The sequence below is a fragment of the Planococcus sp. RAB007_Raresut genome (genome assembly GCF_057369535.1).
Genome location: NZ_JBXYIF010000003.1, coordinates 162695 through 176904, shown reverse-complemented (window position 1 = coordinate 176904; position 14210 = coordinate 162695). Strand labels below are relative to the sequence as shown.

The window sequence follows — 14210 nt, the reverse complement described above, 5'->3', positions numbered from 1 at the left end:
TCCTTAATACCAAAAATGAAATTCCGATAAACGGCTGCCAAGGAAGAAATTAATCAGCAGCACTAAAAACGCGTATATATGGGCCATTGAATAGGACATGCCGTTCAATGTGCCTTTCTGGTGGCGCCACAGGATTACACTGTAGACGACCACGAGTATAAACGAACCGACGATTTTCAAATCGAAAATCGAGAAATCAAAGAGCGCTATGTACGCCCATTGCAGGCCGAGAACCAGCGATACGAACAGCAGCGAAATACCGACGCCGATTGAAATCGACATCCCGTTTTCAGTCTGGCCAAGCGATGGCAGGCTGTTCCATTGTTTTGTCCACTTTTTCCGCTTCAATAACCGGTATTGCAGGACATTGAGCAGGGAAAAAACAAAGGACAGTGAAAACGCTGCATAGGAGAGAATCGCAAAACTGATGTGAATCAGCAGCAACTCGGAGATCAATGATTCCCCGACCGGCGACCGCTCAATCTGGACCGGTGCGAATGTGTGGATTGTCATGAAGATGAATCCGATGATGTTGATCAGAAAAACCGCAAAATCGAAGCGGTAGAATATCCGGAGTACAAGCGATAGCGTGACCAGAAGCCAGGCATAGAAATAGATGCCTTCAAAAAGGGTCAATACCGGAAATCTTTGTGTTTCTATTATATAAAATATCAGGAACACCGTCTGAAGCAGCCATACCCCGCCAAGCAGCGACATGGCGATCCTCGCCGCTTTCTTCTCTTTATATACATAATCCAAAAAATAAAAAACAAGGCTGACAGCATATAGAATAACCATAGCTTCGTGCAGCCTTGCCATTGTTATATCAGCCATCCCATTCCCCTTCATTTCCATAGTTAAAGGCGCTTCGTCTCTACATTTTAACATATAGATCCGAAAACGCCTCTTTCCAACCGATTAAAATGAATATCCGGGTGATTCCTGTTTTTGCTGTTGCTTTTGTTTATCTTCGGCAGCTCTTTCAGCTTTGACCATTGCCGCTTTTGACTGCTGCTCAATCTGTCCTTGCACTTCATCTTCAATTCCGAAAATCTGCTGGAACAAATCAAGCTGTTCGCGTGATTTCGGTGAACCGGCCATTTCCTTCGCTTGAAGGATCGGCTCTTTCAGCAATTGATTGATGATTGATTTTGTATGTTTGTTCAAGATTTTTTTCTCACGGTCTGTCAGGTCAGGCATCTTGTTCTCGATGCTCGCCATCGTTTCCGCCTGGATGCCAAGTGCTTTTTCACGCAATGCGGAAATCACCGGAACCACGCCAAGAGTCGTCAACCAGTCATTGAATTGATGAGCTTCCTTATCAATCATGGAAACGATCTGTGTCGCAGCACGTTCACGCTCCGCCAAGTTGGCGTTGACGATGCCTTGCATATCATCGATATCGTAAAGGAATACATTCGGCAAATCACCGATGCGTGGATCCATATCACGCGGCACTGCAATATCCACTAGGAATAAAGGCTTGCCTTTGCGCAATTTCTCCACGAATTGCATAAGTTCTAAATCGATAACGAAGTCTTGCGCGCCTGTAGACGAAATCAAAATGTCTGCATCCAATAGCGCACATTGCAGTTCATTAAGCGGCTTCGCTTTGCCGCCGAATTTGTCAGCCAGAACTTCCGCTTTTTCGAATGTGCGGTTGATGACCGTAATACGGTCCGCTCCGCTGCCCTGAAGATTTTTAATCGCCAGTTCGCCCATTTTGCCGGCGCCTAGGATCACAACATGCTTATTTTTAAGCGTGCCAAAAATCTTTTTGCCAAGTTCAACTGCCGCATACGAAACCGATACGGCATTTTCGCCGATCGCCGTTTCTGAATGCGCCCGTTTAGCAAGCGTCACTGCCTGCTTGAATAATTGGTTGAAAACCGTACCCGTCGTGCCGATTTCCTGGCCGGCAAGGAAACTTCCCTTCACCTGTCCAAGAATCTGCGTTTCACCAAGAACCATCGAATCAATTCCCGCAGTTACACGGAAAAGGTGCTCGACAGCCTCATCTTTTTCATGGACAAATAAATACTGTGAAAACGACTCCTGCGGAATATCAAAATAATCCGCCAGGAATTGCTTCACATAGTATTTGCCCGTATGGAGCTGGTCGACCACCGCGTAGATCTCCGTGCGGTTGCACGTTGAAACGATGACGTTCTCCAATATGCTTTTTTGTTTATTCAAGGCCTGCATCGCCTGTGGAAGTTCGTTTTCGATAAACGACAGTTTTTCCCGGATCTCCACGGGTGCAGATCGGTAGTTCACCCCGACTACTAATGTATGCATGGGTTCAAAACACCTTTCACGTTCCATATTTCATATATATAAGTATACCACCAACAAAGGAATCTAAGCCTTTGAAATTGTGAACAAGCAATGAAGATATGTTTATTTATCCCGTATTAACGGTCAGTATGCCTACCCTCTCTCTGAGTGGCAGTCAACTGACCGTAAATACCCGATTGGATCAACTAACATTCAGTGGAGAGCAAGCTTCTTACAGAATGAAGTTTCTCTTTATAATGATTATAAACTAATTCTAGCATTGGGAATATTGTAGGACAAGGATAACGCTCGTATTCGAATTTGTCAGTTTACTTAGGGGCTGAAATGGGGCTGGGGGCGGTTTTTTAGTGGTGCGTGGGTGGGTTCGCCGGTTCTATGAGCACTTTTTGGGGTTCTATGATCACTTATTTGATTCTATGATCACTCAAACGATTCTATGATCACTCAGACGATTCTATGATCACTCAAACGATTCTATGATCACTCGGCCGAAATTTGACCGGATCAGCCGGCTCATCCACCACAATCATTATCATCAAAAGAAAAGAAAACAGATTTGAAAGCAGTCCGCATCCGCGGACTGCCCAGTGGGCGGGGCGCACCCCGCCCGAACTTAGCCATTCTTTTTTTATGTCGAGAAACATCATTTACTTCAATCATTTCGCTGCCGGCGGACGCGTTCCGCAGGGAGCTGCCTGAGCCTCCTCGATAGCTTGCGCTATCTGCGGGGTCTCAGGACTAGCTCTGCATCCTGCAGGAGTCGCCGCCTGCTGCTACATTTTAAATCTTTGGAAAAACTGAGTATCTGTTTTTTCAACGGAACCGTTTTTTCACTTTTTTCATTACTGAAAGAGATTCTGAGATATGCAACAAAACAGCGAAGACTCCCAGGTGAGCGGGCGAATGCCGACGAAGTGCAAGATCCACTCGGGCGATGTGCAACGAGCACGAGTTAGCTCAGCGCAAGCCCCGAGGCACAACCATTGTGCTCCTGCATCGCTGCGCTGCTTCGTCGCAAAGACTTAGCCTTGCACGCTTCGGCTAATGTCTTCGAAGCTGTTTTGCGGAATATCGGTTACTTACATATCTTTCTCCATAAAAAAAAGCGCAGCCTCAGCTGCGCTCCCCTTCTTACATTCTGCTTTCGATTTCTTTCCAGGCTTCGTCTTTGCCGAGTCCTGTCTCAGAAGAAAAGACGATCAACGGATCGGTCTTTTCCATCTCCAGCGTGTCGCGGACAATTTTCTTATGCTTGTCCCATTTGCCTTTTGGAATCTTATCCGCTTTCGTTGCGATGATAATGCACGGGATATCATAATGCTTCATGAAATCATACATCGCGATATCATCGCGGCTCGGCGGATGGCGAAGATCGACAATCTGAATCACAGCACGAAGTGGTTCACGGTCCGTGATATAGCGTTCGATCATCTTGCCCCATGCTTCGCGTTCGCCTTTTGAAACTTTAGCATAGCCGTAGCCGGGAACATCCACATAAAATAGTTTTTCTTCTATCTTATAGAAATTCAGGGTCTGCGTCTTGCCGGGTTTCGAGGAAATACGCGCCATGCTTTTGCGTCCGATCATTTTATTGATGAATGAAGATTTACCGACATTCGAACGCCCCGCTAAAGCGAATTCCGGCAGGCCGTCTTCCGGATACTGATCCGGACGGACGGCACTGATTACAAGTTCTACGTTATTAACTTTCATTTGTTTACTCCTTCTAAAGCGATTTCAAGCGCTTCGTCTGCCTCGGATACAAATTTGAACGTCAATTGTTCGCGGACTGTTTCCGGAATATCTTCGATGTCACGTTCGTTGTCCTTCGGCAAAATGATAGTAGTGAGTCCAGCACGATGTGCGCTCAATGTTTTTTCCTTCACGCCGCCGATTGGCAGGACGCGGCCTCGCAATGTGATTTCTCCTGTCATCCCGACTTCACGACGGATTGGACGTTTTGACAATGAAGACACCAATGCAGTCGCAATCGCCACACCCGCAGATGGGCCATCTTTTGGAACAGCGCCTTCCGGAACGTGGATGTGGATATCCTGGGATTCATGGAAATTCGGATCAAGGCCAAGCGATTCGGCTCTTGAACGCACAAACGACAGAGCTGTCTGTGCTGATTCTTTCATGACATCGCCAAGTTTACCGGTCAATTGCAACTTCCCTTTACCCGGTGACAGCGATACTTCGATCTGCAGCGTATCGCCGCCGACCGTCGTATAGGCAAGTCCTGTTGCGACACCAATCTGGTTTTCCGTTTCAGCCATGCCATAACGGAATTTACGTTTGCCAAGATACTCTTCGACCTCTTTATCCGTAACTTCCACAGATTCTTTCTCTTTCGATACAATCTGCTTCGTTACTTTACGGCAAATCGCCGCCAGCTGGCGTTCAAGTCCACGGACTCCCGCTTCACGCGTGTAATAACGGACGATGGACAATAAAGCCTCGTCTGTAAACTGCAATTGTTCCGCAGTCAAACCATGCTCTTCCAATTGCTTCGGCGCTAAATGGTTTTTCGCGATCTCTGTTTTCTCCGCTTCCGTATAGCCGGCAATCGAAATCACTTCCATACGGTCGCGCAGCGGTCCAGGGATTGAGCTGAGATCATTCGCTGTCGCAATGAAAAGCACATTCGAAAGATCATACGTCTCTTCAATATAATGGTCACTGAATGAATTATTCTGTTCCGGATCCAACACTTCCAGCATTGCTGAAGAAGGATCTCCTCTGAAATCATTCGACATTTTCTCGATTTCATCAAGCAGGAATACCGGATTGACCGTACCCGCTTTCTTCATTCCTTGGATAATCCGACCTGGCATTGCGCCGACATACGTACGGCGATGGCCGCGGATTTCCGATTCGTCGCGGACGCCGCCTAAAGAAATGCGGACGAACTTCCGGTCGAGCGATTCAGCGATCGATTTCGCCAATGACGTTTTACCGACACCCGGTGGTCCGACAAGACAAAGAATCGGGCCGCGCAGTGATTTCGTCATCTGCTGTACAGCCAAATATTCGAGAACGCGTTCTTTGACGCTCTCTAATCCGTCGTGGTCACGGTTCAAAACTTCTTCCGCGTATTTGATATCCAGACGGTCTTCTGTTTTCTCAGACCAGGGAATCGTCACAAGCCATTCGATGTAATTACGGATGATTCCGCTTTCTGCTGCCGCAGAAGGCAATTTCTCATAACGGTCCAGCTCTTTAAGCGCCGTCTTTTTCGTCGACTCCGGCATACCGGCTGCGTCAATCCGCTTTTTCAAGTCGGAAATTTCACCCGTTTTGCCATCTTTATCGCCAAGTTCCTGCTGAATTGCTTTCATCTGCTCGCGCAAATAAAACTCTTTCTGCGTCTGCTCCATCGCTTTTTTGACGCGCTGATTGATGCGCTTCTCCAAATCGATGACTTCGTGCTCATTGTGCAGACGCCCAATCAGCATTTCTAGACGCTTGCTGATATCAAAAGTCTCAAGGACTTCCTGCTTGCCGGCCATTTTCAGCGGCAGATGTGAAGCAACCATATCCGCCAGGCGGCCTGGCTCTTCAATATCCGCTACTGTTTTATAGGTTTCATTCGTTACCTTTTTCGACGCTTTCGTGTACTTCTCGAAATGCTCAACCAGTAAACGCATCAATGCGTCCTGCTCAGCATCCCGCTCTGTTTCATCAGGGAATGAAGTCACTTCCACCACTGCGAAGTTTTCTTCTTCTTCATAAGACTTCCACTGACCGCGTTCCAGTCCTTCAACCAGCACACGGATTGTGCCATTCGGCAATTTCAGCATCTGTTTCACATATGCCAACGTACCGATTTTCTGCAGATCCTCTTTTTCAGGCTGCTCAACACTGATATCTTTTTGTGTCGCAAGGAATACAATATTATCTTCCAATAAAGCCTGTTCCAGTGCAGCCACCGAACGCTCGCGTCCGACATCTATATGCAAAACCATAGTCGGGAAAACAAGAAGTCCGCGCAGCGGCAATAAAGGCACTCGTTTTGTAACTTTCTTCTTAGCCATCTATAAGCCACCTCCGGGATTGTCTAACTAAAATATTATAAATAAGAGTGGGTCAGATGAATTCGCTTCAGGCAGACGCTTTCCGCGGGGAGCGGCCTGAGCCTCCTCGTTCGCTTCGCTCTCTGCGGGGTCTCAGGACACGCTCTATTTCCCGCAGGAGTCGCTGCCTTGCGCTCATTCATTTCAAAGTAAGTCACTTAGATATGGAGCAAAACAGCGCAGACACCCAGGGGACCAAGCGAAGTGCTGAGATCTACTCGGGCGAAGTGAAAAGAGACCGAGTTAGCTCAGCGCGAGCCCCAGGCAAGCAAGCTGTTTTGCGGAATATCGGTTATTAACCCTACCCAAATTAAAACCAAAAAAATGGACTGCCTCAGACCGCGCGGATGTGCACAATCTGAGTCAGCCCATATCATCCTAAATTATGCGGATGTTTTCTCATTATTATCTGCAATGTATTCAGAGCCATCTTCCAAGATGAGTTTTGGCTGAACTTTATCGGTAATTGTCTCTTTTGTGATGACACATTCAACGATGTCTTCGCGTGAAGGCAAGTCGAACATAACATCAAGCATGACGTTCTCGATGATCGAACGAAGTCCGCGGGCACCTGTTTTGCGTTCAATCGCAAGTTTGGCGATTTCAACCAGTGCTTCGTCTTCGAACGTCAATTCAACGCCATCAAGCTCCATCATTTTCTGGTATTGCTTGATCAAAGCATTTTTCGGTTCAGTCAAGATCTGCACCAATGCTTTTTCATCCAATTGTTCAAGGCTTGCCAATACCGGCAGACGGCCGATGAACTCAGGAATCAGACCAAACTTAAGCAAGTCTTCAGGAATCAATTGGCTGAGCAATGATTTGTCGTCAAGCTCTTCTTTGTTTGGATCCGCACCGAAACCGATGACTTTATTGCCAAGACGGCGTTTGATGATCTGATCTACACCGTCAAAGGCTCCGCCCACGATGAACAATACATTCGTCGTGTCGATCTGGATAAATTCCTGATGAGGATGCTTGCGTCCGCCTTGCGGTGGAACGCTTGCAGTCGTACCTTCAAGAATTTTCAGCAATGCCTGCTGAACACCTTCACCCGATACATCGCGTGTAATCGACGGGTTCTCGGATTTACGGGCCACTTTATCGATTTCATCGATATAGATGATGCCTTTTTCAGCGCGTTCGACATCATAGTCCGCTGCCTGGATCAGTTTCAGCAGGATGTTCTCGACGTCTTCACCGACATAGCCGGCTTCAGTCAGAGATGTTGCGTCCGCAATAGCGAAAGGAACATTCAGGATACGGGCCAAAGTTTGGGCCAATAAAGTTTTACCGCTTCCTGTTGGTCCGATCAAAACGATGTTCGACTTGGAAAGCTCGACATCATCGATCTTGCTTTGCGAATTGACACGTTTGTAGTGGTTGTAAACAGCGACGGCAAGCGATTTTTTCGCTTTGTCCTGGCCGATTACATAGCCGCCGAGGATATCCATGATTTCCTTCGGTTTAGGCACTTCCTTGAATTCCACTGCCTCTTCCGTACCAAGCTCTTCTTCTACGATTTCCGTACAAAGCTCAATACATTCGTCACAAATATATACACCCGGTCCTGCAACCAGTTTACGAACCTGCTCTTGTGGTTTGCCACAGAATGAACATTTTAGATGGTCTTTTTCGTCATTAAATTTTAACAATGTATTCACCCCTATTCAAGCCATAATCTTACAAGATTCTATAGCTTTGAGCAACTAATTAGATTCATGCCGCTGCGCAAAGCCTATGTGCAAACAATTATCTTCTATGTAGAGAAAACAAGGCGCGTCTCCGCGCCTTGTTCTTATTAAAACTTATGTGTTATGCAATATTAGTTGATTTTAGCGTTTTCCACAAGGAATTCAACAGTGTTCTGCATGCGGATATCGTTTTCAAGCATTTCAGTGCCGCCTAGTGCAGCTTTGATTTGCTCAATATCCATGTTGAACTGGCCAGACATCTTCTCAAGTTCTTTGTCGATATCTTCAGAAGTGACTTCCATGTTTTCAGCTTTTGCAATCGCTTCAAGCGTCAATGATACACGTACGCGAGTTTCTGCGTCGCCTTTCATCTGTTCGCGAAGAGCTGCTTCGTCCTGTCCAGAGAACTGGAAGTAAAGCTCAAGGTTCATACCTTGTTGCGTCAAGCGCTGTTCGAAGTCCTGCATCATGCGGTCCATTTCTGAATCGATCATGGCTTGCGGGATATCGATTGTTGCGTTTTCAGCAGCTTTTTGTACCAATTCGTCGCGTACAGACGCATCAGCGTTTGAAGCTTTTTCAGCTGCAGCCGCTTCTTTCATTTTTGTGCGAAGTTCATCAAGGCTTGAAACTTCAGCATCGATTTCTTTAGCGAACTCATCGTTCAATTCTGGAAGCTCTTTAGCTTTCACTTCATTCACTTTCACTTTGAACGTTGCAGCTTTTCCTGCAAGTTCAGCAGCGTGGTATTCTTCAGGGAAAGTCACTTCAACTTCTTTTTCTTCTCCTGATTTCACGCCTACCAATTGCTCTTCAAAGCCCGGGATGAATGAATTCGATCCGATTTCTAGAGAGTAGTCGTTTCCTGCTCCGCCTTCAAAAGCTTCGCCGTCAACGAATCCTTCGAAATCGATAACTGCAGTATCGCCTTCAACGATTGCTTCGTCTTCTTTAACAGCAAGTTCAGCGAAACGCTCTTGGTTCTCTTTCAATTTTTCTTCGATTTCTTCGTCAGTCACTTCAGTTTCAGGTTTTGAAACTTCAAGTCCTTTATATTCACCAAGCTCAACTTCCGGTTTAACCGTCACTTTGGCAGTGAATACAAGCGGCTGGCCTTTTTCGATTGTTTCAATATCGATTTCAGGGCGGTCAACTGGGTTGATTCCCGCTTCTTCAACTGCGTTTGCATAAGCATCCGGCAAGATGAAGTCCAAAGCATCCTGGTAAAGAGATTCTACACCGAAACGTTTCTCGAACATTTGGCGCGGCATTTTCCCTTTGCGGAATCCTGGTACGTTGATTTCTTTTACGACTTTCTTGAACGCTTTGTCCAGTCCGGCATTTACTTCTTCTGCTGGAACTTCAACTGTAAGTGTTCCTGTGTTACCTTCTTGTTTTTCCCATTTTGCTGACATATATAAGCCCTCCAAACATTTTTTACAAAAGTCATTCATACGTTTATACGAATTTTGACAACTTCAATATTATATCACACATGATACGAGGTTCAACTATTTCTATCCATTGCGCATTTCAAACCACATTTCCGCCTGCATCAGAAGATTTTGCAGGTCTTCATCACTCGTCTCGTCCGCTTCCCCTGTGAACAATAAATCCAGATAGGACATATAGGCTTCCGCCACTTCTTTTGCGTCATACTCATCCATTAAGAAAGGATAGAACAGATAGACGTGCCGTTCAAAAAGTTCATTCGCCATTTCGAGGCGTGTCGGATCTTTCGCCAATTGTTCGGCGAAAATCGCTTTGATTTCATGGACGCGCGGACTTTCTTGAGGGTCAGTAAGGTCTGTGATATTGAACTCGCCGATATAATGAAACTTATGTATGTTGACCTTAGCCATTATTTTTTCCTGGTGCATGATGAATAATATGTATGTCTTCGCCAATAAATCAATCTCCGGATGTTCAACGAGTGCAACCATCTTGTCTTTCAGCGGCTTGAACGATGACGGCGGCAATTCCATCACTTTGCGTTCCTGCTCGTAAGGATTCAATTTCAGAAATACTTCCGGCGTAAACTGGTCGGCATCAATCTTCTCGATCGATTTCGACGCAATCCGTTCATTGAGGTCCCGCAGCAAATGGAATTGTTCCAAACGCTCTTCCGGCAAAACCTTTTCATCTATGAGCGCTTCGATTACCCGCTCAGCCTCTTCAAATTCACGCACCTGCATTAATATGCTTATGTATAATTCCATCGTTTCAAGGTAGTGAATCGGTCCCACTTTCAGTAATTCACGACACACTTCAAGTGCTTCTTCGTAATCTCCCAGCTCATAAAGGCAGTAGGAATAAGCCCCGAGCGCAGCCGGATGCTCCGGTTCATAGGTCAGCACCTGATAAAGGCCGTCCCTCGCTTCCTCATAACGCTCCTGCTTCAGCAATGTCATTCCTTCTGTCAGCAGCCGTTCAATCGTCGTCGGAAACACGACGACATTGCCTTTACGCTTCAATTCCCTGTATTTTTTACGCATCTTATCACCTCCATCGCGCAATTATCGTCTATACCCTAGAACATTTCCTATTTAAAGAAACTTAAACCTTTTCTTTATCAGGCATGGTGCGGCGGTTTCCGCATTTATTTTACTATACCACTTACTTTATCTATTTATGAATGGAATAAAATAAAAATCCCTTCCAGAAAGGAAGAGATCTTTTGCGATTAATCGCCGATAGACAATGAGTAGGCCACGTAAGCGCCGACTTCACGGAAGAAGAATGGCACGATCGTTGTCAGCGAGTTGTATTCGGAAGTCGTAGTCGGTGAAGTGAAAGCTTCGAAGCCGGTATCTTCCGCCATCTGGAGTGCGCGTTTCATGTGCAGCGGGTCGCTCACCACCAGAAAATTCGACAGCTCATGCAGTTCGGCGATTTCAGAAACGAAGCGGAAATTTTCAATCGTCACCATCGAACGATCTTCTATATAAATATCTTCTTCAGGAATATCATGCGCTATCGCATAATTTTTTGAAACGGCAGCCTCGGCGAGTTCCGAACCATTGGTCTTGCCGCCGGTAAAGATGATTTTATCGACGTAATCATTTTCATACAGCCAAATGGAATGGTTGATGCGTTCACGAAGCACGGGTGATGGTTCATCTCCCCATACTGCAGTTCCCAAAACGATGGCTGCGTCCGCCTTCACGAGCTCGGAAGTTTGTGCGTAAGTCCATATATCATAAGCGGCAGTTCCGCTGAATCCAACAAGCAATACTAAAGCAGCAAAAAATATTTTAACCGGCAGTTTCGTCAGCAATTTCCAGTTCATCCTACTTTCTGTTATTCATCTATTACCTCAGAACAGTTTAGCAAATCCGGCTGTGCGATTGGAAGAGTTTCGTAGAAAATATTTTCACTTTATTCAGCCGCTTCACAAAATATCCATGAACTTAAGATTTAACGATAATCCTATGCTCTTAGATGAACAGCTCGCCTTTGCCAAATGTGACCGAGTTGCCGCCGATTTTCACTTCTTCTATATCTTCCGCAGTTCCATTGATAGTGATATTGATGAAACTTGGACGCCCCATTTCAAATCCTTGTTCACTTGTAATCGTATAAATGCCATTTTCAGCAATCGGCAAAACTCGATGTTTAACTAAATAAGCACCCATTGGGCCACTTGCAGCACCGGTGGCGGGATCTTCCGAAATCCCCATTGCCGGAGCGAACATCCTTCCATGAACCGAGGATTCTTTGTTTTCCGTTTCTGAACTAAAAGCAAAGATATGCTGATAGTTCGGTTGGCCTTTGAAATGCTGCTCCCAAACATCGAGTCGGAATTGGATTCTGCGAATAGCTTCGAGAGAACGGATCGGGACAAACAGAAAAGGGACCCCTGAGGATACCATTTGTATAGGAAGATCTGAAACGAGGTCCGCATCAGTTAAAGAAAGAAGGTCAGCTGCCAGTTCTCTATTGCCGAAACTTTCATCGAAAGAAGGCATTGGCTGCTTCATTTCAACTTTCACGACTCGCCCCTGCTCTTTCAGAACCGCAACCCGTATTTCGCCGACTTCTTCCTCAAAGACAAACTCATTCCAACCGTCTGTAGTCGGCACTAGACCATTAGAAGCTAAAACATAAGCAGCTCCGATTGTCGGGTGGCCAGCCATTGGCAATTCCATTTGCGGCGTGAAGATCCTCAACTTTCTCGTATTCGTACTTTTATGCGGCGGATAAATAAAAACTGTTTCGGAAAGATTCAGCTCCCTGGCAATCTTCTGCATCGTTTCAGTTGATAGATCGGTTCTACCCTCGACCACTGCCAGTTGATTACCGCCAAAAGGAATATCAGTAAATACGTCCACTAATGTATAGGATAAAGTTTTCAAGGTTGGCCCCCTCACAGATTTACTTGAGTAGTTTTAATTAATTTATATACTGATTTGAAATTGATATCTATTAACCATTATAACCATTTACACTCCGGGATTCGACGCAAACAGAAAAAAGCCCGAAACCGTTGGACTTCAACGATTTCGGGCTTTTTTCCTTTTCATTAGGATGTCTATAATCAGACTGTACGTCCCAGGAGCGATTCGAACGCCCGACCGACGCCTTAGAAGGGCGTTGCTCTATCCAGCTGAGCTACTGGGACATGGCTTTCTGCTCAATGCAAACTTAACTGATGAACAGCTTGTTTTGCATTCTATTTCGAAAGACAATTTTAATTATAGAAATCTTTTATGAAAATGTCAACGCTATTTTAAAAAAACATTTCAAAATCGTTAAAATCGATGGCAGCTCAGTTGCCGGACAAGCCAGGCATTGCTTTCCCTAGTTCACGAATAGCATTTCCACGGTGGGAAACTGATGCTTTTTCAGAAGGTTTCATTTCGGCCATCGTTTTTTCAAGAGCAGGCACATAAAAGATCGGATCATACCCGAATCCGTTTTCGCCTTTTCTCTCATCAATGATCAAACCTTCACAGGTTCCTTCAAAAAGAAGAGTTTCCTGGCCTGGGGATGCCAAAGCTAAAACACAGCGGAAACGCGCTGTCTTTTCGTCATCCGGTACCTGGACCATTTTCTGCAAAACTTTATCAATATTGGATTCATCGTTTCTTTCATCGCCTGAATAGCGGGCAGAATAGACACCCGGTTCGCCGTCAAGCGCATCGATTTCCAGACCGCTGTCATCAGCGATTACGGTCGCCTGCAGTTCCTGGGCAATCGCTTCCGCTTTCAGGATAGCATTCGCTTCGAAGGTCTCGCCGGTTTCTTCGACATCCATGTGCGGAGCCACATCATGCAAAGTCAGTACTTTATAGCCCATTGGTTCAAGCAATTGTTCGAAATCCTTGGCCTTGCCCTTGTTTTTCGTCGCAATGATTATCTCTTTCATAATTCCGACCTCGTTTCTTCTCCGATCCGGAGTGCGGTTTCACCTAAAATTTCTTTCTGCTTTTCAATTAATTGACGGATTCCGGCTTCACCGAGATCCAGCATTTCATTTAATTGAGCACGTGTAAAGGTGGATTCTTCACCCGTTCCCTGCAGCTCGACAAAATGGCCTTTGCCGGTCATTACCAGGTTCATATCAACTTCTGCTGTTGAATCTTCGCTGTAATCCAAATCAAGGATAGCGCCATTCTCTTTTGTGATGCCGACACTTGTGGCTGCCAGAAAATCCGTTACAGGGAAAGCCGTCAGATCAAGTTTGCTGATGGCCATGACCATCGCCACGTATGCTCCCGTGATAGAAGCTGTCCGCGTGCCGCCGTCTGCCTGAATGACATCGCAATCAAGCCACAAGGTGCGTTCGCCCAGTTTTTCAAGATCCACGACAGCACGCAATGCACGGCCGATCAAACGTTGGATTTCCATCGTACGGCCGCCAATTTTACCCGCTGACGCTTCACGGCGATTACGGCTGCCTGTCGCACGCGGCAGCATGGCATACTCAGCTGTAATCCAGCCTTTCCCTTGCCCGCGCAGGAAACCTGGAACTTTTTCTTCTATTGTCGCTGTACAGATCACCTTCGTCTGCCCCACCGTAATCAATACGGATCCTTCCGGGTGGATCAGATATTCTGCCTGCATATTGACCGGACGCAATTCATCCGCTTTTCTTTCATCTGCTCTTGTCATGGATATCCTCCTTATATTTACTCGATTA

The 14210-nt window shown here is 46.0% G+C and carries 11 protein-coding genes and 1 tRNA gene; all 12 read right to left on the bottom strand.

Features of this window, described 5'->3' with window-relative positions; all coding sequences use genetic code 11:
* Positions 1 to 3: 3 nt before the first annotated feature.
* Positions 4 to 834 (bottom strand): cytochrome C assembly family protein, encoded by an 831-nt coding sequence (locus tag AC2Q9J_RS07470; protein ID WP_499038588.1) that lies wholly within the window; start codon positions 832 to 834, stop codon positions 4 to 6.
* 84 nt (positions 835 to 918) lie between these two features.
* Complete coding sequence (gene hemA, locus AC2Q9J_RS07465; RefSeq protein ID WP_499038586.1) at positions 919 to 2298, bottom strand: glutamyl-tRNA reductase; 1380 nt, start codon at positions 2296 to 2298, stop codon at positions 919 to 921.
* A gap of 1131 nt (positions 2299 to 3429) precedes the next feature.
* On the bottom strand, positions 3430 to 4011 hold the full coding sequence (gene yihA / locus AC2Q9J_RS07460) for a ribosome biogenesis GTP-binding protein YihA/YsxC (protein WP_499038584.1): 582 nt from the start codon (positions 4009 to 4011) through the stop codon (positions 3430 to 3432).
* On the bottom strand, positions 4008 to 6335 hold the full coding sequence (lon, locus tag AC2Q9J_RS07455; protein ID WP_499038582.1) for an endopeptidase La: 2328 nt from the start codon (positions 6333 to 6335) through the stop codon (positions 4008 to 4010). The genes yihA and lon overlap by 4 nt, the downstream gene beginning before the upstream one ends.
* A gap of 422 nt (positions 6336 to 6757) precedes the next feature.
* Positions 6758 to 8029 carry an ATP-dependent protease ATP-binding subunit ClpX gene (clpX, locus tag AC2Q9J_RS07450; protein ID WP_499038580.1) on the bottom strand — a complete coding sequence of 424 codons (1272 nt, stop codon included), beginning with the start codon at positions 8027 to 8029 and terminating at the stop codon, positions 6758 to 6760.
* Between the two features lie 170 nt (positions 8030 to 8199).
* The gene (gene tig / locus AC2Q9J_RS07445; RefSeq protein ID WP_499038578.1) at positions 8200 to 9483 is read right to left on the bottom strand and encodes a trigger factor; all 1284 of its coding nucleotides are present in this window, start codon (positions 9481 to 9483) and stop codon (positions 8200 to 8202) included.
* A gap of 102 nt (positions 9484 to 9585) precedes the next feature.
* Positions 9586 to 10563, bottom strand: a complete 978-nt coding sequence (locus AC2Q9J_RS07440; protein ID WP_499038575.1) for a tetratricopeptide repeat protein — start codon at positions 10561 to 10563, stop codon at positions 9586 to 9588.
* Between the two features lie 188 nt (positions 10564 to 10751).
* The gene (locus tag AC2Q9J_RS07435; protein ID WP_499038573.1) at positions 10752 to 11357 is read right to left on the bottom strand and encodes a YdcF family protein; all 606 of its coding nucleotides are present in this window, start codon (positions 11355 to 11357) and stop codon (positions 10752 to 10754) included.
* A 148-nt stretch (positions 11358 to 11505) separates the two neighbouring features.
* On the bottom strand, positions 11506 to 12423 hold the full coding sequence (locus tag AC2Q9J_RS07430; RefSeq protein ID WP_499038571.1) for a PhzF family phenazine biosynthesis protein: 918 nt from the start codon (positions 12421 to 12423) through the stop codon (positions 11506 to 11508).
* A 192-nt stretch (positions 12424 to 12615) separates the two neighbouring features.
* Positions 12616 to 12689: transfer RNA gene (locus AC2Q9J_RS07425), tRNA-Arg, on the bottom strand.
* A gap of 147 nt (positions 12690 to 12836) precedes the next feature.
* Positions 12837 to 13436: an XTP/dITP diphosphatase gene (locus AC2Q9J_RS07420; protein ID WP_499038568.1), complete on the bottom strand. Its 600-nt coding sequence runs from the start codon at positions 13434 to 13436 to the stop codon at positions 12837 to 12839.
* Entirely contained in the window at positions 13433 to 14182 is a 750-nt protein-coding gene (gene rph / locus AC2Q9J_RS07415; protein ID WP_499038565.1) for a ribonuclease PH, read from the bottom strand. The genes AC2Q9J_RS07420 and rph overlap by 4 nt, the downstream gene beginning before the upstream one ends.
* Positions 14183 to 14210 lie beyond the last annotated feature (28 nt).